This window comes from Bacillus cereus group sp. BfR-BA-01360 (assembly GCF_022663595.1).
GTDB classification, from domain to species: domain Bacteria; phylum Bacillota; class Bacilli; order Bacillales; family Bacillaceae_G; genus Bacillus_A; species Bacillus_A cytotoxicus.
On sequence record NZ_JAKUFV010000009.1, the window covers coordinates 72,614 to 91,629 of the forward strand.

Consider the following 19,016-nt stretch of genomic DNA (forward strand, 5'->3'; position numbering starts at 1 on the left):
CCGTTTTCTTTTTGAAGGAATTGTCTTTTCATCTTGATTTTATCTTTTTAGGCGAGAAGATACCCACCTCAAGGAATGTGGAGGGCATAGCCCAATGAGGAGGTGGAAGGCACGTTAGTCAATAAAGCGTATAAGTTTCGCCTCTATCCAAATAAAGAACAAGAGATACTAATTGCTAAAACAACCGGATGTTCTCGTTTTGTATTCAATCACTTTTTAGCGCAATGAAATGAAGCATACAAAGAAACAGGCAAAGGATTCACTTATAAACACTTGTTCTTCTCAATTAACACAACTAAAGAAAGAATGAACTTGGTTAAAAGAAGTGGATAGTATTTCGCTTCAATCCTCATTAAAAAAACTTGCTAATACATATTCACGTCCTTATTAGTAGAATATGTATCAAGCCATGCCCCTGAAGCAACTTAAAAACTATTATAAAGTAGATTGCCACCAATCCATAAAATGAACGAGACAGCAAAAGCGAGTATAAAGTGCCATTTTTTTCACGTTCGCATATAAAACCTCTTTTCTTTACCAAAAGGAAAATGATTGATTCTTTAAAAGACAAAAAATCCGATAAGTTTGTAAAGCATTTCAAGAAATAAAAATAAACAGAGCGAAGATGTCTAATGAATCGCTAGAGTATATATTTTAATCAAGTTTTTGCAGCTAGTTTGGAAAAAATCTAAAATTCCTTTAGAATAGAAATGAAGGTGATAACGATGGAAAAAGAAATTGAGCGCAAAATCAATTTATTAAATATTCTTGTTCAAGAAAAGAAGTGGTTCACGCTTTTAGAATTGGAAAAGCGGTTGAATTCTTCTAGTAAAACGATACGAAAAGATATAGTAGTGATTAATGATTTATTACCAACAGGCACAACGATACATTCTAAAAAAGGAAAAGGTGTAAAGTTATCTTTACCTCAAGATCAATCAATTTCTGAGGTGATTTCGAAACTTTTAAAACAGTCTCGAACGTTTTTAGTTCTTCAGCAATTATTAGAAGAAAGTTCAAGCACAGTTACATCTTTATCAGAAAATTTATATCTACCTATTTCTTCTACTAATACAGTGTTAAGAAGGCTTGCCAGATATATAAAGAAATTTGGTTTGTCTTTACAAAAGAAACCGTTACAAATTATAGGGAATGAGTTTCAAATTATACTTATGTTTTCTGAACGTTATTTAGAAGCTTTTATAGAAGACGAATGGCCTTTTCCAGAATATAAAGAAGAAGTGCTATTAAGTTATGTAGACTATATTGAGGAGAAACTAGGAATTCTATTTTATTCTAACGACCGAAGAAGATTAGTCTTTATTCTGGCAATTCTTTTTAAGCGAATGAATCAAGGATATAAAGTACAATTTAGTGAATGGGTTATTAAAAATACACTTGAATCTTTATATTACAAAAAAATATTTGAAGGGGAGCACATTATAAAGAAAGATGGAAATAGACCTTTACATATTGAAGAACAAGTGTTGTTAATTATCATTATTAAATTATCGAGTTATGTAAGTGAAAATGAAACAAATTCCAAAAGAGAAGAATTAACGCTTTATACAGAAGGGAAAATACAGGCTTATGTTTATATAAAGAATTTCATTGATATGTTGGAGCAAGAATTACAAATGGATTTAGCTAGTCATGAAGATTTTGTATATGGAATGATTGAGTATTGTAGAAATACATTTTATATATTAAAATTCCTTCCTAGAATAAAAGCTCCAGAAAAAGATACGTGTGCATATATAAAGAAAAACTATAAAGAAACGTTTGATTTAGTAAAAAAGGCGTATATAAAATGGGGAAAACAATTGAAACTAACAGATATTCCGGACGAAGAAGTTGCAAAAGTAACTATGAGGATTGCAGCAATAGGAAAACTCCCTAATAAAAATAGAAAAAAAGTGTTACTTCTTACAGGGGAAGGAAAAAGCTGGGAACAGTATATGAAAAGCTGTATTAATAAACGGTATGGTGATCAACTAGAGTTTATAGAAGGGAAAAATAAAAGGGTGTTACAAGGAGATATTGAAGGAATGGATGTAGACTTTATTATTACAACTGTACCGTTAAATATAACTGTAAAATCTATTGTGTATGTATCCCCTATTTTGCAAGAGCGAGATTTTTATGAAATAGGAATTTCTGTAAATCAGTAATAATTGATTTTTTAAGTGTATTTGAGTATAGAATGGGTTAGATAAAAACCTTGCCTTTTTTAGTAAAAGAGAGAATGAATAAAAAGACAAGGTTTTTATAGATCATCTCACTGCCCTAAAAAAGCGGGATCAATAGCCAGATAAAAGAATGTAAAAATATATAAAGATGGGACGGATAAATATGTATGTAACTGTAACAGATACAGCTTATAAAAAAATTATGGATACGATTCCAAACGAGACGAAATTTATGAAGTTATTTTATGATAACGAAGGGTGCGGCTGTGTAATGAGTGGAATTATTGATTTAGTAGCTGTATCTGAAAAAGAGGAACGTGATGTAGACGTTGCGTCAAATAAATTAAAATTTATCGCAGATCGTACAAAGCTTGTATTTATGGATGATAAATTGATTGTCGATTTGCATGAATCGGGTGAGTATTTTCAATTAAAGAGTCCGAGTCAATTTTATAATCCAAATATGAAACTTCATATTCGAGTGTAATGAATGAAGGAGGAGCAAAAATATGCTCCTTTTTTATGGAGTTTTTTAGATAATAAAAACGCAAAATGGATTGAAATTTCTGTATAATTATTCTTATGGGGGAGATAAGAATGAGGAGATGGGGAATTGAAGTATTAATTTTTAGCGTTGTGGTTATATGGGGCATCAATTATACGATTGCGAAATACGGGCTATTAGAATTTACAGCGATTGAATTTACAGCACTTCGGATGATGGCAGCAGCACCGCTGTTATTATTACTTACGTTTTATATTGAAAAGTCGCTCTATATAGAGAGAAGAGATATACCGAGGCTCATTATTGTCAGTGTTGTTGGCATTATACTATATCAAACATTATTTATGGAAACTGTAAAATATACATCTGCAACAAATGCTTCTTTACTCATTTCTATTTCACCTATTTTTACAACACTATTTACAATTTCGCTGAAACAAGAGAATTTTTCTATTCGAAAATTCATCGGTTCTATTATCGCTTGTGCAGGCACAGTACTTGTGTTACGAGCGGGCCATTCATTTGCCAGCTCGTTCTATGGAAATGGGATTGGGGTTATTACTTCAATATGTTGGGGGCTTTATCCAGTATTAGCGGGACCACTTATAAAAAAATATACAGCACTACGTGTCACTGCTTGGTCAGCGGTTGTTGGGGCGATTCCACTTTGTCTACTGAGTGGATGGCATGTCTTTTTATTACCATTTCAAATTGAAAAAGGAATGACATGGTTTGCGCTCTTATATTCTATTTTCTTTGTAACAGTATTTGGTTTGGTAATGTGGTATATAGGGGTTCAAAAAATCGGAGCATCCCATACGATGGTGTATATGTATATTACTCCACTTGTAGCAGTGTTATTTGCAGCGTTATGGGCAAAAGAGCATATTTCTATGCAGCAAATCATTGGTGGATGTATTATTTTTTTCGGATTATGGTTTGTGAAATTTGAAGAGCGAGCATCACAGGCAATCATATCAGAACATATATCAAAATAGGAAAACAGATCAATCGTGATCTGTTTTCCTATTTTTTTATTTTGGGAAGAAATATGAGAAAAAGAATAGCAGTAATAAGAGGGATTAAATTAAGAAACGGTATACGAAATAATGTGATGAGAATGATGCCGGGAAGAAGGACACCGAGAACAGCATAGAAGATACTGTGCTTTTTTGTGTACCAATATAAAGAAAGGCCAATAAGTGCTGGAACAATGAAATGAATAAGAGCCAATAAAAAATAAATCATCAGACGCCCCCTTTATTTATGTGCTTACTACATCATATCCATATGTTTATAGATTGATATCAATTTTTTGGGAAATGGACAGAAAAATGTTTGCAAAAACGTCAAAAAATCTTTAGGATAGGCAGTAAAAATCTTGTATAATGTTATTTTGTAAAAGTATTTTAATAACATAAACGCAGTGTTTATATGATTTTTGTAAATATAACAAATAAAATGTGATGGTATGTAGATAGAAATGAATAACAGTAAAGGAGCATAGTATGATTCGTATGTCATTAAGGGCGTTTAAAATTCAAATGTATTATTTGCTAGGTATTATGCTACTAGGATGGGCAATGACTCCATTTTCTGCACATTTTTTAGGTGTGGGAATCGGTCTACTAGTTAGTATGTATTGTGTTTGGATTTTAGGCAGACGCATTGAAAAGCTTGGGGATAGCATTGTAAAAAAAACAAAGGCACCGTCCCTTGGAATGTTTAATCGATTTGCAGCAGCGATACTGGGTGCAATTATTATGTATGAAATCGAACATCATATGGTAATGTGGGCGTTTGCTGTTGGGATTATGGGTGGTTACATCTTAATTGTCATTAATTTAGGGTATTACAGCATGAAAGATGAGCAGAAATAGATTATAAGTATAAAACGTTCCTTCTTCAAAAGAAGTGAGACACTCTGTTTGGTTTTTGAAGGTAGGATTTTATATAAAGAAAGAAGCTTACGTTTTTTATCGTAAGCTTCTTTTTTATTGTAAGTATGTGTATAACCGATAAAGTCGCATTGGGTTTTGTCGGTGAGTACGCGTAGCTTTATTTTGATTTACAACATACTTATTCATATGGGTAAGAGTCATTCTTAAGCAGTTGGACCGCCAAGGTTGATAATATCTTTTGAGACATTATCGAATTTCTTGAAGTTTTCTTTAAATTGATTAGCAAGTTCAATTGCTTTTTGCTTATAAGCAGCTTGATCAGCCCATGTTTGTTCAGGCATTAATACTTCATCAGGTACACCTGGCACATGAAGTGGAACATCTAGACCGAAGATATCATGTTTTACGGTTTCTACTTTATCCAGTTCACCGTTTAATGCAGCTTGAACCATTGCTCGAGTATAAGCTAAATTCATGCGCTTCCCAACGCCGTATTCGCCGCCAGTCCAACCAGTATTTACTAAGAATACTTTTGCATCGTGCTTTTCAATTTTTTCACCAAGCATTTCTGCATATCTTGATGCATCAAGCGGTAAGAATGGTGAACCGAAGCAAGTAGAGAATGTAGCTTGTGGAGATGTAACACCACGTTCAGTCCCTGCTAGTTTACTAGTGTAACCGCTTAAGAAATGATACATAGCTTGTTCTTTTGATAACTTACTGATTGGTGGTAATACACCAGATGCATCAGCAGTTAAGAAAATAATGGTATTTGGGTGTCCTGCAACACTTGGTAGAACGATATTGTCAATCGCATCTATTGGATATGCAGCACGTGTATTTTCTGTTAACGCTGTATCGCTATAGTCTGCAATGCGTGTTTTATCATCAACTATAACATTTTCTAATACGGATCCGAATTTAATAGCATCAAAGATTTGTGGTTCTTTTTCATGAGAAAGATTAATGCATTTTGCGTAGCAACCGCCTTCAATATTGAATACGCCATTATCAGACCATCCATGTTCATCATCACCGATTAATTTTCGATGTGGGTCAGCTGATAAAGTTGTTTTACCTGTTCCAGATAAGCCGAAGAATAATGCTACGTCGCCTTCTTCCCCTACGTTAGCAGAGCAGTGCATAGAAAGAATATCTTGTTCAGGAAGTAAGAAGTTCATAATAGAGAAAATAGATTTCTTCATTTCTCCAGCGTATTCAGTACCACCAATTAGCACAATGCGTTTTTCGAATGAAACAATAATGAATGCTTCAGAGTTTGTGCCATCAACTGCTGGATCTGCTTTAAAGTTTGGTGCAGAAACAATTGTGAATGGTGCATTATGATTTGCTAATTCCTCTTCAGTTGGACGAATAAATAATTGATGAACGAATAAATTATGCCATGCATATTCGTTTACAACTTGAATTGGCAGACGGTAGTTACGATCAGCGCCAGCAAATCCTTTAAATACAAATAGTTCTTCTTTTTCCTTTAAGTACTCTAATACTTTTGTATATAATTTATTAAAACGCTCTTCAGAAATCGGTTGATTTACAGGTCCCCAAGCGATTTTATTTGCAACCGATGGTTCTTTCACGATAAATTTATCTTTAGGAGAACGTCCTGTATATTTTCCTGTTGAAGCAGAAACAGCACCGGTAGAAGTTAGTTTTCCTTCATTTCTCATCAGTACTTTTTCCACTAACTGCGGAACGCTTAGTTGAATCTGTGCATTGCTTCCGTTCAGTAATTCATGTAATCCAATTTGGACATTCACAGTACTCATAGTTTATATACCATCCTTTTCATTTTATGAAATATTTCTCGTAATCCCCATCAAAAGTATAACACAATTATATAAATAATGTATACTATTTATTTATTTTTGTTTGTGTGAATGTATAATTTTCTTATTTATATTTTAGCGTGAAAAACTTGTAGGAATAAATGAATATTAATTGACAAATGAATAGCATTTCTTTAGTATAGGTTGGGACGGATACTCTCTTATCCCGAGCTGGCGGAGGGACAGGCCCGATGAAGCCCAGCAACCTCACTTGTACTGGTAAAAACAAGTGAATAGGTGCTAAAACCTGTGCGAGGCGAATGGTCTCGAACGATAAGAGCGAAGGGCAAAAAGCAGTATGCAAGTAGCAAACCAAACCTTTCCTCTATATAATGGGAAAGGTTTTTCTTTATACTTGTGTGGGAGAATAAATGAATGTCGCAATTTGTGGCAAGTTAAGGATGAGTTCCGTACAATATATACAATTACTGTAGGGAGGTTTACCACATGACAAAACAACGTCATCTGTTCACATCTGAGTCTGTAACTGAAGGACATCCAGATAAAATTTGTGACCAAATTTCTGATTCAATTTTAGATGCGATCTTATCAAAAGACGCAAATGCACGTGTAGCTTGTGAAACAACAGTAACAACTGGTTTAGTATTGGTAGCGGGGGAAATTACAACTTCTACGTATGTAGATATTCCAAAAATCGTTCGTGAAACAATACAAGGCATTGGGTATACTCGTGCAAAATATGGATTCGATGCAGAAACTTGTGCAGTTTTAACATCTATCGATGAACAATCTGCTGACATCGCTATGGGTGTTGACCGAGCGTTAGAAGCACGTGAAGGTCAAATGACTGATGCTGAGATTGAAGCGATTGGTGCAGGAGACCAAGGTTTAATGTTTGGTTTCGCATGTAATGAAACGAAAGAATTAATGCCACTTCCAATCTCACTTGCTCACAAATTAGCTCGTCGTTTAACGGAAGTTCGTAAAGATGAAACATTAGAATATTTACGTCCAGACGGTAAAACGCAAGTTACAGTTGAGTATGATGAAAATGGTAAACCAGTACGTGTCGACACAATTGTAATTTCTACTCAACATCATCCGGAAATTACATGGGAACAAATCGATCGCGACTTAAAAGAGCATGTAATTAAAGCTGTTGTGCCAGCAGAATTAATGGACGAAGAAACAAAATTCTTTATTAACCCAACTGGTCGTTTCGTAATTGGTGGGCCACAAGGGGATGCTGGATTAACGGGACGTAAAATTATCGTTGATACTTATGGTGGATATGCTCGTCACGGCGGTGGTGCATTCTCTGGTAAGGATGCAACAAAAGTTGACCGTTCTGCAGCGTATGCAGCACGTTATGTTGCGAAAAATATTGTAGCAGCTGGTCTTGCTGAAAAAGCAGAAGTACAGCTTGCGTATGCAATTGGTGTAGCGAAGCCAGTATCAATTTCAGTTGATACATTTGGAACTGGGAAAGTATCTGAAGAGGTACTAGTAGAATTAGTTCGTAACAACTTCGATCTTCGCCCAGCTGGCATTATTAAAATGTTAGACCTACGTCGCCCAATTTACAAACAAACAGCAGCTTACGGCCACTTTGGACGTACTGATGTAGATCTTCCTTGGGAGCGTACAGACAAAGCAGCTGACTTAAAAGAGCAAGCTGGTCTATAATATAATAAAAAAGGTTTTGCGCTTTCGCGCAAAACCTTTTTTATTTATAGTTAGGCTGTAATAGTGCAAAAAGTTCAATATCATGCCATGCCCCATTTCGAAATATCGCTTCTTTACAAGTCCCTTCATGTTGAAAGCCAAGTTTCTTATAAAGATGTATTGCCTTATCGTTAAACGAAAATACTCGTAGAGAAACGCGATGTAAGTTTAATTCTCGAAAAGCGTAGTTTAATAATAGAGTTAATGCTTCTTTACCATATCCTTGTCCCCAGTAATCTTTCTGCCCAATATCGATGATACATTCTGCGTTCTGGTTATAGGAATCAATCTGAATGAGAGAGGTAATTCCTATTGGGAGGTTGTCATTTTTCAATTCGATGATATAACTTTTGGAATTAGCTGCGTGTATGATTTGTTTGCAAAATGCTTCGGTCTCTTCGAATGAATATGTATCAAGTATAGGGCTAGTTGTTTGCATAACTTCAGGATCGTTACGCCAAAGATGATAAGTCGGAATATCGTCTTCTGATAACTTTCGTAAGCGAATTCGGTTAGATTCAAACAATTTGGAAATACCTCCTATTTCATCTCATTATTTTGTTTCGTACATACCTCAGCGCAAGCATTACAATATATTTGTCCATTCAGTTCAATATATTTTTTATATTTGTCATCCCGCTACTAGGGGTAGGCATATGAATCCATGATTTTTCATAAGATTTGATTTCTTTTTTGCAAGACTTACAAAGTATTGGCTTACTGCGGAATATTTGCAATCATCTTCTCTTTTGACGCGCTTTTCCAGCGCAAAATGCACTGCATAGTAAAAAAAACGTGGCAAAACTAATTCCGCCAATCGTTGCATGAGGTACAGCATCTTTTAACGCAAATCCTGCACTTATGGAAGCAGCAAACAAAAGAAGAAATGTTGTTGTAAGTTTTTGATAGAGTCCCATGTATATCCTCCTCATTGTGAAAATACGGTTCGATTTATAGAATGTGAAAAATAGTAATTGTGATTGAGTGAGTCGTAGAGATGATATGTGGTGGAAGAAACAATAAGATTCCTCTTTATGGATTTATATACTAATATTGTAACATATTATTTTGTGTCGTCACTACATAATGATGAAAGTGTGATGTGCTTCATATAAGCAAGGGATTGAATCGGGTATGATAAAATAAAATAGAGTTTGTTAAAAGAGGAGAATGAGCATGAGTGTAGTAGAACATAAAAAACAAGCGCCAAAAGAAGTGCGTTGTAAAGTAATTACTGTGTCTGATACACGTACAGATACAACGGATAAAAGCGGTAAGGTATTACATGAGTTATTAAGCGAAGCAGGTCATTTCGTAACTGCCTATGAAATTGTAAAAGATGATAAAGAAAGTATTAGGCAAGCTGTATTAAGTGGATATCATCAAGAAGATGTCGACGTTATTTTAACAAACGGAGGAACTGGTATTACAAAGCGCGATGTAACGATTGAAGCAGTTTCGGCATTAATAGATAAAGAGATTGTTGGATTTGGTGAGCTATTTCGCACGATTAGTTATTTAGAGGATATCGGGAGTGCAGCAATGTTAAGTAGAGCAATTGGGGGAACAATGGGCAGAAAGGTTGTCTTTGCTATGCCAGGTTCGACTGGAGCTGTGCGTCTTGCGATGAATAAATTGATTTTGCCAGAGCTCGGGCATATTATATTTGAGCTAAATCGCCAATGAAGAGCGTAGCAGGAATTGTATTAGCTGGTGGTATGTCTAGACGCTTTGGAGAACCGAAAGCCTTAGTAAGTTGGCAAGGGTATACGTTTATTGAACGGATTGTTCAAGTGATGCAGGATGTAATGCAAGATATAGTTGTCATTAGTCATGCTAGCATAAAAGAACGTGTAGCTCATTTAATAGAAGTTCCTGTTATAGAAGATATTTCTTTCTATAAAGGAGAAGGACCGCTTGCAGGAATTGTATCTGGTATGGAGCATCTTGAAGCAGAATGGTATATGATTTCACCTTGTGACACGCCGAATATTTCTAGCAAATGGATAAAACAAATAACAGGACAAATTGACGATGAGTATGAAGCGATTATTCCGATTGTTGAGGGGAGAAAGCAGCCGTTATTAGGGGCGTATCATAAGAATGTGAAAGAGAAAATTTATAAGTTATTAGACGAAGAAAAACGGAGCATGGAGCAACTTTTATCACATTGTAATGTAAAGTATGTGACGGGAGATGAATGGAATATAGAAAAAACATGGTTTGTAAATGTGAATACGAAAGAAGAATATGCAGAATTACTTACATGTAAAAAGAAATAAATGGAATGATAACAGAAAAAATGGCTGTTGTGTGTCCAAGATGGAAAAGAATAGCCTTTTAAAGAATGCGATGGATATTTTGCATTTTGGATTGTTAAATAAGGTCGTTTACGTGGATACCATCTTTTTAACATTTGTACAGGAATATGGCTCATTGTTAAGGAAACAGCTGCTGCATAATTTGTAGAATCCCTTTTGAAAAAAATAAGAAGACAAAGGACGAGTGAGATAGAGAAGATTGCATCACCGATGTGTGTAATGATACGGAAAAAGACATTTAATGTTTTTTGATCGAAATAACGGTTAATTCTTTTGAAAATGTAACACGCTATTTTATATAAGGAGCTGACAGATTTCATCTTCATGGAACATCTTCCTTCTCATTTACATATATATTGAGATGATATCTTCTATTTTAATAAGATTTTGTTGAGGAGATAATAAAGTGAAACTTTAATCAGGGGGGCTTCATTCCCCACTGATTATGAGCCCTCACCAATCGGGCTGCCCTAAAATAGCGGGATAAAATTTTGTAAAGAAACTATTTGTATTTTCATAAAATAAGCTGCCATTGTTATGGCAGCAAGAAGAGTTATTTTTGTAATGATTTATAGTATTGTCCTTTTTCAACATATTGCTTACGAATACGTTCCATATCTTTTCGATCTGCATCTGTTAATTCACGAATGACTTTTGCGGGACGTCCAAATGCAAGTGTATGAGGAGGTATTTTCTTTCCTTGTGAAACTAAGCTTCCAGCGCCGATAAAAGCACCTTCACCAATTTCAGCACCGTCTAAAATGATAGACCCCATCCCGATTAAAGCGTCTTTTTTTATCATGCAGCTATGTAAAATTACTTGATGTCCAATTGTAACATCATCTTCTAAAATGAGAGGATATTGCGGACTTTGATGCAGGGTACATTGATCTTGTACATTCACTCTATTTCCGATGATGGTTGGAGACACATCCCCCCGAATGACAGTGTTAAACCAAATGCTGGATTCTTCACCGATTGTAACGTCACCTGTAATCGTAACGTAGTCAGCAATAAAAGCACTACTCGCAATTTTCGGATTTTTATCTTTGTAAGAATAGATCATGTTCAGCCTTCCTTTCCTAGAGACTATTTTTAGTGTATCAAATTATGAAACAGAGTGAAATGGAGGAGAATTATATGTGGAATTATGAAGCGGAATCGGCAAAGGCTGTTATCGTAATTGTGCATGGTGCCATGGAATACCATGGACGTTATGAAGCGCTGGCAGAAGAGTGGAATCACATTGGGTATCATGTTGTTATGGGAGATCTTCCTGCTCATGGAACAACGTCAAGAAATAGAGGACATATTAATTCGTTTGATGAATACATAGAAGAGGTCAAAGTATGGATAAAAGAAGCGAGAAAGTATAGACTACCTATTTTTTTATTGGGACATAGTATGGGGGGACTTATCATCATTCGAATGATGGAAGAAACGAAGCGCGAAGATATAGATGGTATTATATTAAGTTCACCATGCTTAGGGGTGTTAGCTACTCCAGCGGCACCACTTCGAGCTCTGGCGAAGGTATTAAATATTGTTATGCCGAAATTACAATTTCCGACGAATCTTACAGTGGAAATGTCAACAAGAAATAAAGAAGTTCGCGATGCAATGGAAAATGATTCATTGTTCTTGCGCAAGGTATCCGTTCGCTGGTATAGTGAATTGATAAAATCTACACGAATTGCTCATGAAAAAATAGATGAGTTCCCAGACGTTCCGCTCTTGCTAATGCAGGCGTGTGAGGATAAACTAGTAGATAAAACAAGTGTCCGTAAATGGTTTGATAATTTAAAAATCAGTGATAAGGCGTATAAAGAATGGCCGAATTGTTATCATGAGTTATTAAATGAGTATGAGCGAGATGAAGTTTTTAATTATATCAAGTCATTTACTGAAATGCATGTCAATAACAGAATAGAAACAAATAAATAATGAATTTGTACATTTAATAGAGGAGATGAAGGCCGAAGTGAACGTACCGAGTAATCCCATAACGCTCATGGCGAAAGTATACCGTGATGTGTTTCCGGTAGTACACCATGAGCTGGCAATGTGGAAAGAGCGTGCTTATCATATTCCGAATGACGAACTCCATAATCAAGCGCTTGCAAGTATTGAACATAAAACGTTTCATTGTGAGGGTGGTAGTATTTTAGCTCTACTTGCAAATGAGCAAAGGGAGGAATGTATTCGATTTATTGTAGCGTATCAGACGATTAGCGATTACTTAGATAATTTATGTGATCGCAGTACATCGCTTGATCCGAAAGATTTTGCTGCACTTCATGAATCAATGTTAATGGCGTTAACACCTGAAAGTGAAAGTGGTGGCAATTATTATCGATATCGTGATGACCAAGATGATGGTGGATATTTAGATGAACTTGTAGCTACTTGTCAGGATGTGTTAAGGAAAACGAAGCATTACGATAAAATTGCACCTATTCTTCATGAACTTGCATGTTATTATTGTGATTTGCAAATTCATAAGCACGTGAAATTAGAAGAACGAGAGCCGCGTTTACAAACGTGGTTTGAAGCTCATAAAGAAAGTGTTCCACCAATGAGCTGGTTTGAATTTTCAGCATGCGCAGGATCAACTCTTGGAATTTTTTGTCTCGTGGCGTATGCTTTCCATGACGAATTACTTGATGAGGATATTATAAAGATTAAACAAGGGTATTTTCCTTACGTGCAAGGTCTTCATATTTTACTGGATTATTTCATTGATCAAGAAGAAGACCGAATTGGCGGTGATTTGAATTTTTGTAGCTATTATGAAAATGAGCAGGTCATATTAGCAAGAATGAAACATTTTGTGCAAGAGGCGGAAAAAAGTATTAGTGACTTGCCGCATGCGAAATTTCATCGTTTAATTAGCCGCGGATTATTGGGGATTTATTTGTCGGATCAAAAAGTTTTAGAGAAAAAGAATATGCAGCATATAGCACGGCGCATTGTGAAATATGGCGGTTTCACTTCACGATTCTTCTATTGGAACGGTAAGATGTACCGAAAGAAAATGGCGCAGTGACGTAAAAAGACCACTCTGTTTAAGAGTGGCTTTTTACTATTAGCACATAAGGAGGGGAGTCAGTGAAGACAGAGAGAATGCTTTCGATACTTATTTATTTGCTGCAAAAAGATATCATTTCTGCTGAAGAGTTAGCCAACACATTTGAAGTTAGCAAACGAACGATTTATCGAGATATTGATGCGTTATCGGCGATTGGCATTCCGATTATTTCTTATTTAGGAAAGAATGGCGGTTTTACGCTAATTGATAATTATCGATTAGACAAGTTTACATTTAGCGAAGAGGAAAAGCGTTTTTTACTAGAAGGTTTAACTTTAAAAAGCGAGCTTTTTGATGACGAGCAATTATCCATTTTGCAAAAGAAAATAGAGGTATTGAAAGAAACAAAGAGAGATCACACGTCAAATATGACAGTTTCGTTCTCTACGTTACACCGAGAAACGATAGAAGAAGAGACAAAACAAAAGGTGAAAAAAGTGCTTGTGATGATTGAGAAGGAGCAGAAACTGCAGATTTCATATGTATCACAAACAGGACATCTATCAAAGCGAATCATTCAGCCATTAAAACTAAATTTTATGAATGGTAGCTGGTATTTAGAAGCAGTTTGTGTATTAAGAAAGGCTTTAAGAGTATTCAAATTGACTAGAATTAGAAGAATGGACATAATCGATGATAATACTGAGATTGTTTATGATAGAAAGCCTGAATTTATAAAGGAGCGCAAAGAAAAGTTAGAACAGATTATGCTGTTATTTTCTAAAAGTACATTAGGTAAACTGTATGATTTCTTTACGGATGAAGAAATTGAAATACTTGAAGAGGGAGATGTACAAGTCACTTTTCAATATGATATTAATAAAAATATATTACCATTTTTGCTGATGTTTGGCAGAAATGTAAAAATTGTAGAACCGTTATGGCTAAAAAAGAAATATAGAGAAGAAATTGAATATATTTATAAAAGCTGACAGACTGTTGTCATATTTTGTATGTTACCCTTTACTTATTAAATATTGGGGGGATATACATGAATATAGCAGTTACTGAAAAACAGGTGTATGGGAAAAAGGTGAGAACAAGTAACCAAAATATACACAGTATATTTAAGTTATGGGAAGAGTTTCTTCAGCTTGATTTAAAAGGTGACGTATATGGTGTTTATACGAACTATGAAAGTGATTATACAGGTGAGTATGATTTGTATATCGGCACAGAAAAGGAGCTTGTCGCGGCACATAAAATGATTATTCCAGCTGGAAATTATTACGTTGTTGAAGTAGACAATAGCAATCCGCAAGGTGTATTTCACGCTTGGGAAAAAATTTGGCAAAGTGATATAAAACGAGCCTATCAAACGGATTTTGAATTTTACTCTAAGGATGGAAGTATTAAAATATTTTTATCAATTGAAGAATAAATGGACAACCGGCTCCTTTAAAAGAGTCGGTTGTTTTTATTTTGGATATTTAAGATGTAAGTTGTGATTTGTTTCTTATATATTGATGCACAACCGCTTTTGCAAGACATACAGATGAATCTACAAAGTAAAGGCTGCCAGTTTCGCTGTTTGTGACAACATTTAAATCGGTACAGGCAATGATAGCAGCATCTACTGTTTCTGCTAACTCTATAGAAAGAGTATTCCATAATTCATTTGCTTTATGTAGATGACCTTTTTTTATGCTTGAAATGATTTGTATTGTATCTTTTTGCCAACTCTCTTTATGTATATATTCTATACCAAGCTTTGTAATTTCGTTTTGATAAATACGAGATTGCACAGTGGCATTTGTTGCTAAGAGGGTCACTTTATGAATATGATTTGGTAGTTCTTTCAGCGTCTCATCAATTATATTTAAAAGAGGGAGAGCGACTGCATTTTGTATTTCGTTAAAATATAAATGAGCCGTATTACATGGCATGGCAATAAAATCAACACCTATGTTTTCAAGTCTTTGAGCGCCAGTGACAATTGCTTGTTTCATTGCTTCATGATCAATAGGTTTATCTATATAAAATGGTGTCGGACAAGAGTAAATCATCATATGTGGAAAATCTATATCATTTTTTGCCCCATATATTTGTTGACATTGTTCTACTACGGTGTCAATAAATGGCCCTGTTGATTTCGGCCCCATTCCTGCTAGTATTCCAATCATTTCTGTATATCCTCCTAATTTCATAATTTAAATTTAACAATTCTCGTTTTTGTCTACGTGTTCCTTCTTCTTGCAAGATAAAGAAACAAAATCATTAAAATAAAGGAATATGCAAGTGACCATGCAGTAAGCCATAGTGTATGGATAGCCAAGTTATGTTTATAAGAACTCAGCATCATAAAATCGTTAATAGGTGGAAAAATCCATAGTAGTTCGGGCCATTCTTTTTTGAGACGAATGGATGCAATCGTAATCAGTAATATAAATGAAAGGGAAAGCCAAGCTGTGCTTGCTTTTTTTATGATGTTTCGTGTAAATAGTGTTGCAATGGAAACGCCGAGTATAGATAAAGAAAAGTGGGACAGAAATCCTGTGATAAATAAGGAAAGCGTCATTTTTTCTTTAAACATTTGAAAGGCAATAGGATATATAACAGAAATAAGAGAAAGAATACTGCAAATAAGAAGAGCTGTTCCATATTTGCCAAGGTATAAGGTTCGTATATTTTTAGTATGTGAAAGAGTAATTTGTTCTTGAACAGGGTCTTCTGTATGAAATAGTGTAATGGTAATCCACGCTGCAAGTAAATAGAGCATAAGAGCAGTTTCTAAATACGTGGAAACAATTGGGTTTGGTTTGTAGGCATAAACAAAAAGTAAACTTACGATATACATCGCAATTGGTGGTATGTATTTATATGACTTTGTATAATCAAGAAAGTTGTAACGAATGAGTGCAATCATAAAAATCCTCCTTTTGTTTTAACGATTTAGGTTGTAATAATGTAATGGATGCATTGTTATGTAATAAATAGTGAAGTATATCATTTGTGTAAGTTTTTTTGATGTGCAATTGAATAAGATGCTGCTTTACGGCATATGTAACATGGATGTAGCCAGGTTGTTTCTGTAATTCTGAGATAGAAAATGTATGTGGGACGATCGCTTCTATATAAATATGTTCTTTTTGAGTGATATCGGTTACCAATAGTTTGTCCTCTGCAATTGTATGATTGGCAATTGTTACAATTCGGTCGGCCAAGCTTACTAAGAGTTGTTTTTCATGGCAGGTGAAGAGAATCGTGAGACCTTGTTCCTTTAATGTAAGCAATATATGTTCCAGTTTTTGCTGAGATTTTAGGTCGAGTCCAGAAAGTGGCTCATCTAACATTAATATATCAACATCGCTAAGGAGCGCTTGCATAATATTTGTTCTTTGCTTCATTCCTTTTGAAAAGTTTCTTATAACGGAATGATTCGCATGTTGTAAATGAAAAATTCCTAATAATGAAGGGATTTTACTTTGTAAATGCTCTTTTGAGAGGTGATGAATACGGCCGAGGTGATATAAATAATCTTCGAGTGTAAAACGAATATCTTCTGGAAACTGCTCGGGTACATATCCAATCTTTATACTCGATTCTTTGTAAATTGTGCCTGCTGTCGGATGAATAAATCCAGCGATGATTTTGAGCAAAGTGCTTTTTCCAGTACCATTGCCGCCAACTATAGCAACAGCTTGTCCTTGTGGAATGGATAGATGGATGTTTTCTAATATAAGTTGTTTGCCATATTTCTTTTGGATTTCTTTTAGTTCTAGCAACAAAATACTTCCACCTTTCTATATATTATATGTATATCCATTATATGGTTTTTGTTTGGGTGGTACAATACAAAAAAGACGTGCACATACCACACGTCCCTTTGTTGATTTTTGTCGAGCGGCCGATATGTCATGTCGAAACGCCGATATATTTTAATTTGCGCCGATATAATTGGAGTTATGTTCGATATATCAAAAAAATCGCCGATATATTTAACGTTTCTCAATGGCCACAATAAATGGTGGGTTATTTTGTTGATTGATAAATCCATAGCGAAGGACATGTGCTTGTTTTTGATCCAAACTTTCAGCAAATTGTAGAACAGCATCACGCTCTATTTTTCCTTCTGGATGTCCGTGATAAATGACAAGAACGATGATTCCTTCCGGTGCCATAATTTCTAACAATTGTTCAATGGCAGCAATTGTCGAGTTCGGCTTTGTAACGATATGTTTGTCGCCACCAGGCAGGTAACCTAAATTAAAAATAGCTCCCGTTACTTTTCCTTTTGCTTCTGCTGGCAAGACGGATAGTAGCGTATCGTGGCTATCATGAATGAAAACTGTTCGTTCTTCTAATCCTTTTTCTTTTAGGCGAGCAGTGGAATTTTCAATGGCTTCTTTTTGAATATCAAATCCAAATACTTTCCCGTTCTCTCCAACAATCTCTGCTAAAAAACAAGCATCATGACCATTGCCAAGGGTTGCATCAACGGCATAATCGCCCTCTTTGACAGCTGTTTGTAAAAGTGTGCGCGCAAATGGTAGGACACGTTCTAATTTCATACTTGTTTCACCTCGTTTGCAAATTTTCCTTGCCAACTTCCACGGCGTACAAACTCTGCATCGATAGAATTTAATACTTCCCATTTATTTAAGCTCCACATTGGACCAATCATTAAGTCAGGAGGACCATCACCTGTGATGCGATGCACAATCATGTCTGCGGGAATGATTTCAAGTTGGTCAACAACGAGATTTACGTAATCTTTTAAGGAAAGAAATTGTAATTGTCCTTTTTCATATTGCTTCACCATAGGTGTCCCTTTTAGTAAATGAAGCAGATGGATTTTAATCCCTTGCACATCAAGTTTTGCCACTTCACGTGCAGTTTCCATCATCATATCATAGTCTTCAAGCGGAAGGCCGTTAATAATGTGAGAACATACATTAATGCCATGTTTACGAAGTTTATTTACGCCTTCTATATATGTTGGATAATCATGAGCACGGTTAATCAGGTTCGCAGTGCGTTCGTGAACAGTTTGTAAGCCAAGTTCAACCCAAAGATATGTGCGTTTATTTAATTCAGCTAAATATTCTACAACATCGTCAGGTAAGCAGTCTGGGCGCGTTGCGATGGAGAGACCGACTACGTCCTTTTCTGCTAAAAGAGGTTCGAACTTTTCTTTTAATACTTCAACTGGAGCGTGGGTATTTGTATATGCTTGGAAATAGGCAATACATTTTCCATCCTTCCACTTTGTGTGCATTTTTTCCTTCATTTCATAATATTGCGTTACAACATCGTCGCGACGATCACCAGCAAAGTCACCAGAACCAGCAGCGCTGCAAAACGTACAACCGCCGTATGCGACTGTGCCATCACGGTTCGGGCAGTCAAAGCCGGCATCTAATGAAACTTTAAAAATTTTTTCACCAAATTCTTTTCGTAAATGATAGTTCCACGTATGGTAACGTTTGTTATCATTTGTATATGGGAAAGGGTTTTGAACCTTCATACTTATATT

21 protein-coding genes, 3 pseudogenes and 1 riboswitch are annotated in these 19,016 nt (G+C 35.4%); of the genes and pseudogenes, 12 read left to right on the top strand and 12 right to left on the bottom strand.

From position 1 onward, the window contains the following. Nucleotides 1–102: 102 nt before the first annotated feature. The 4 genes and pseudogenes from MR056_RS10780 to MR056_RS10795 all read left to right on the top strand — a co-directional run. A pseudogene (locus MR056_RS10780) lies at nucleotides 103–382 on the top strand (helix-turn-helix domain-containing protein); the annotation flags it as partial. A 343-nt stretch (nucleotides 383–725) separates the two neighbouring features. Further along, on the top strand, nucleotides 726–2,171 hold the full coding sequence (locus MR056_RS10785) for a BglG family transcription antiterminator (RefSeq protein ID WP_012095902.1): 1,446 nt from the start codon (nucleotides 726–728) through the stop codon (nucleotides 2,169–2,171). 181 nt (nucleotides 2,172–2,352) lie between these two features. Beyond that, on the top strand, nucleotides 2,353–2,676 hold the full coding sequence (locus MR056_RS10790) for an iron-sulfur cluster biosynthesis family protein (RefSeq protein WP_012095901.1): 324 nt from the start codon (nucleotides 2,353–2,355) through the stop codon (nucleotides 2,674–2,676). Nucleotides 2,677–2,786: 110 nt separating this feature from the next. Beyond that, nucleotides 2,787–3,692, top strand: a complete 906-nt coding sequence (locus tag MR056_RS10795) for a DMT family transporter (protein ID WP_012095900.1) — start codon at nucleotides 2,787–2,789, stop codon at nucleotides 3,690–3,692. Nucleotides 3,693–3,720: 28 nt separating this feature from the next. On the opposite strand, the gene MR056_RS10800 is transcribed toward MR056_RS10795, so the two are convergent. Then, nucleotides 3,721–3,942 (bottom strand): hypothetical protein, encoded by a 222-nt coding sequence (locus tag MR056_RS10800; protein ID WP_012095899.1) that lies wholly within the window; start codon nucleotides 3,940–3,942, stop codon nucleotides 3,721–3,723. Nucleotides 3,943–4,202: 260 nt separating this feature from the next. On the opposite strand from MR056_RS10800, the gene MR056_RS10805 reads away from it, so the two are divergent. Continuing rightward, the gene (locus MR056_RS10805; protein WP_012095898.1) at nucleotides 4,203–4,574 is read left to right on the top strand and encodes an ATP synthase subunit I; all 372 of its coding nucleotides are present in this window, start codon (nucleotides 4,203–4,205) and stop codon (nucleotides 4,572–4,574) included. 224 nt (nucleotides 4,575–4,798) lie between these two features. Here the strand turns inward: MR056_RS10805 and pckA are convergent, their stop codons facing one another. Then, on the bottom strand, nucleotides 4,799–6,385 hold the full coding sequence (gene pckA, locus MR056_RS10810) for a phosphoenolpyruvate carboxykinase (ATP) (protein WP_048723967.1): 1,587 nt from the start codon (nucleotides 6,383–6,385) through the stop codon (nucleotides 4,799–4,801). A 218-nt stretch (nucleotides 6,386–6,603) separates the two neighbouring features. Beyond that, a riboswitch (SAM riboswitch) is annotated at nucleotides 6,604–6,725 on the top strand. A 167-nt stretch (nucleotides 6,726–6,892) separates the two neighbouring features. Between pckA and metK the strand changes: the two genes are divergently transcribed. Then, nucleotides 6,893–8,092 (top strand): methionine adenosyltransferase, encoded by a 1,200-nt coding sequence (metK, locus tag MR056_RS10815; protein WP_012095896.1) that lies wholly within the window; start codon nucleotides 6,893–6,895, stop codon nucleotides 8,090–8,092. 40 nt (nucleotides 8,093–8,132) lie between these two features. On the opposite strand, the gene MR056_RS10820 is transcribed toward metK, so the two are convergent. The 3 genes and pseudogenes from MR056_RS10820 to MR056_RS10830 all read right to left on the bottom strand — a co-directional run bounded on the left by MR056_RS10820 (nucleotide 8,133) and on the right by MR056_RS10830 (nucleotide 9,048). Then, nucleotides 8,133–8,657 (bottom strand): GNAT family N-acetyltransferase, encoded by a 525-nt coding sequence (locus tag MR056_RS10820; protein WP_012095895.1) that lies wholly within the window; start codon nucleotides 8,655–8,657, stop codon nucleotides 8,133–8,135. A 14-nt stretch (nucleotides 8,658–8,671) separates the two neighbouring features. Further along, a pseudogene (locus tag MR056_RS10825) lies at nucleotides 8,672–8,862 on the bottom strand (hypothetical protein). Nucleotides 8,863–8,868: 6 nt separating this feature from the next. Continuing rightward, nucleotides 8,869–9,048 carry a hypothetical protein gene (locus MR056_RS10830; RefSeq protein WP_041810083.1) on the bottom strand — a complete coding sequence of 60 codons (180 nt, stop codon included), beginning with the start codon at nucleotides 9,046–9,048 and terminating at the stop codon, nucleotides 8,869–8,871. A gap of 259 nt (nucleotides 9,049–9,307) precedes the next feature. Between MR056_RS10830 and MR056_RS10835 the strand changes: the two genes are divergently transcribed. Both MR056_RS10835 and MR056_RS10840 read left to right on the top strand, forming a co-directional pair. After that, the gene (locus MR056_RS10835) at nucleotides 9,308–9,817 is read left to right on the top strand and encodes a MogA/MoaB family molybdenum cofactor biosynthesis protein (RefSeq protein ID WP_012095893.1); all 510 of its coding nucleotides are present in this window, start codon (nucleotides 9,308–9,310) and stop codon (nucleotides 9,815–9,817) included. Beyond that, the gene (locus MR056_RS10840) at nucleotides 9,814–10,413 is read left to right on the top strand and encodes a molybdenum cofactor guanylyltransferase (protein ID WP_012095892.1); all 600 of its coding nucleotides are present in this window, start codon (nucleotides 9,814–9,816) and stop codon (nucleotides 10,411–10,413) included. Before MR056_RS10835 ends, MR056_RS10840 begins: the two co-directional genes overlap by 4 nt. On the opposite strand, the pseudogene MR056_RS10845 reads toward MR056_RS10840, so the two are convergent. Further along, nucleotides 10,403–10,778 (bottom strand): annotated as a pseudogene (locus MR056_RS10845) (phosphatase PAP2 family protein); the annotation flags it as partial. The gene MR056_RS10840 and the pseudogene MR056_RS10845 sit on opposite strands and share 11 nt — an antisense overlap. Nucleotides 10,779–11,005: 227 nt before the next feature. Further along, nucleotides 11,006–11,518 carry a gamma carbonic anhydrase gene (locus MR056_RS10850; protein ID WP_012095891.1) on the bottom strand — a complete coding sequence of 171 codons (513 nt, stop codon included), beginning with the start codon at nucleotides 11,516–11,518 and terminating at the stop codon, nucleotides 11,006–11,008. A 74-nt stretch (nucleotides 11,519–11,592) separates the two neighbouring features. Between MR056_RS10850 and MR056_RS10855 the strand changes: the two genes are divergently transcribed. The 4 genes from MR056_RS10855 to MR056_RS10870 all read left to right on the top strand — a co-directional run bounded on the left by MR056_RS10855 (nucleotide 11,593) and on the right by MR056_RS10870 (nucleotide 14,921). After that, nucleotides 11,593–12,396: an alpha/beta hydrolase gene (locus MR056_RS10855; RefSeq protein ID WP_012095890.1), complete on the top strand. Its 804-nt coding sequence runs from the start codon at nucleotides 11,593–11,595 to the stop codon at nucleotides 12,394–12,396. A gap of 37 nt (nucleotides 12,397–12,433) precedes the next feature. Next, nucleotides 12,434–13,498: a tetraprenyl-beta-curcumene synthase family protein gene (locus MR056_RS10860; protein ID WP_012095889.1), complete on the top strand. Its 1,065-nt coding sequence runs from the start codon at nucleotides 12,434–12,436 to the stop codon at nucleotides 13,496–13,498. Nucleotides 13,499–13,560: 62 nt separating this feature from the next. Next, on the top strand, nucleotides 13,561–14,472 hold the full coding sequence (locus MR056_RS10865; RefSeq protein ID WP_012095888.1) for a helix-turn-helix transcriptional regulator: 912 nt from the start codon (nucleotides 13,561–13,563) through the stop codon (nucleotides 14,470–14,472). A 59-nt stretch (nucleotides 14,473–14,531) separates the two neighbouring features. Next, entirely contained in the window at nucleotides 14,532–14,921 is a 390-nt protein-coding gene (locus MR056_RS10870) for a GyrI-like domain-containing protein (RefSeq protein WP_012095887.1), read from the top strand. A gap of 49 nt (nucleotides 14,922–14,970) precedes the next feature. On the opposite strand, the gene MR056_RS10875 is transcribed toward MR056_RS10870, so the two are convergent. The 5 genes from MR056_RS10875 to mnmL form a co-directional block, all read right to left on the bottom strand. Beyond that, nucleotides 14,971–15,663 carry an aspartate/glutamate racemase family protein gene (locus MR056_RS10875; protein WP_041810081.1) on the bottom strand — a complete coding sequence of 231 codons (693 nt, stop codon included), beginning with the start codon at nucleotides 15,661–15,663 and terminating at the stop codon, nucleotides 14,971–14,973. Nucleotides 15,664–15,716: 53 nt separating this feature from the next. Beyond that, nucleotides 15,717–16,406: a hypothetical protein gene (locus MR056_RS10880; protein WP_012095885.1), complete on the bottom strand. Its 690-nt coding sequence runs from the start codon at nucleotides 16,404–16,406 to the stop codon at nucleotides 15,717–15,719. Beyond that, on the bottom strand, nucleotides 16,375–17,268 hold the full coding sequence (locus MR056_RS10885) for an ABC transporter ATP-binding protein (RefSeq protein WP_012095884.1): 894 nt from the start codon (nucleotides 17,266–17,268) through the stop codon (nucleotides 16,375–16,377). The genes MR056_RS10880 and MR056_RS10885 overlap by 32 nt, the downstream gene beginning before the upstream one ends. A 210-nt stretch (nucleotides 17,269–17,478) precedes the next feature. Then, nucleotides 17,479–18,051, bottom strand: a complete 573-nt coding sequence (mnmM, locus tag MR056_RS10890; protein WP_012095883.1) for a tRNA 5-(aminomethyl)-2-thiouridylate-methyltransferase MnmM — start codon at nucleotides 18,049–18,051, stop codon at nucleotides 17,479–17,481. Next, on the bottom strand, nucleotides 18,048–19,007 hold the full coding sequence (gene mnmL, locus MR056_RS10895) for a tRNA modification radical SAM protein MnmL/YtqA (protein ID WP_012095882.1): 960 nt from the start codon (nucleotides 19,005–19,007) through the stop codon (nucleotides 18,048–18,050). Before mnmL ends, mnmM begins: the two co-directional genes overlap by 4 nt. Nucleotides 19,008–19,016: the final 9 nt, after the last annotated feature.

Coding starts and splice junctions, on each gene's coding strand:
- MR056_RS10800 (WP_012095899.1), bottom strand. CDS start 3,942: ATGATTTATTTTTTATTGGCTCTTATTCATTTCATTGTTCCAGCACTT.
- MR056_RS10785 (WP_012095902.1), top strand. CDS start 726: ATGGAAAAAGAAATTGAGCGCAAAATCAATTTATTAAATATTCTTGTT.
- mnmL (WP_012095882.1), bottom strand. CDS start 19,007: ATGAAGGTTCAAAACCCTTTCCCATATACAAATGATAACAAACGTTAC.
- MR056_RS10790 (WP_012095901.1), top strand. CDS start 2,353: ATGTATGTAACTGTAACAGATACAGCTTATAAAAAAATTATGGATACG.
- metK (WP_012095896.1), top strand. CDS start 6,893: ATGACAAAACAACGTCATCTGTTCACATCTGAGTCTGTAACTGAAGGA.
- mnmM (WP_012095883.1), bottom strand. CDS start 18,051: ATGAAATTAGAACGTGTCCTACCATTTGCGCGCACACTTTTACAAACA.
- MR056_RS10835 (WP_012095893.1), top strand. CDS start 9,308: ATGAGTGTAGTAGAACATAAAAAACAAGCGCCAAAAGAAGTGCGTTGT.
- pckA (WP_048723967.1), bottom strand. CDS start 6,385: ATGAGTACTGTGAATGTCCAAATTGGATTACATGAATTACTGAACGGA.
- MR056_RS10805 (WP_012095898.1), top strand. CDS start 4,203: ATGATTCGTATGTCATTAAGGGCGTTTAAAATTCAAATGTATTATTTG.
- MR056_RS10850 (WP_012095891.1), bottom strand. CDS start 11,518: ATGATCTATTCTTACAAAGATAAAAATCCGAAAATTGCGAGTAGTGCT.
- MR056_RS10875 (WP_041810081.1), bottom strand. CDS start 15,663: ATGATTGGAATACTAGCAGGAATGGGGCCGAAATCAACAGGGCCATTT.
- MR056_RS10795 (WP_012095900.1), top strand. CDS start 2,787: ATGAGGAGATGGGGAATTGAAGTATTAATTTTTAGCGTTGTGGTTATA.
- MR056_RS10870 (WP_012095887.1), top strand. CDS start 14,532: ATGAATATAGCAGTTACTGAAAAACAGGTGTATGGGAAAAAGGTGAGA.
- MR056_RS10840 (WP_012095892.1), top strand. CDS start 9,814: ATGAAGAGCGTAGCAGGAATTGTATTAGCTGGTGGTATGTCTAGACGC.
- MR056_RS10880 (WP_012095885.1), bottom strand. CDS start 16,406: ATGATTGCACTCATTCGTTACAACTTTCTTGATTATACAAAGTCATAT.
- MR056_RS10830 (WP_041810083.1), bottom strand. CDS start 9,048: ATGGGACTCTATCAAAAACTTACAACAACATTTCTTCTTTTGTTTGCT.
- MR056_RS10855 (WP_012095890.1), top strand. CDS start 11,593: ATGTGGAATTATGAAGCGGAATCGGCAAAGGCTGTTATCGTAATTGTG.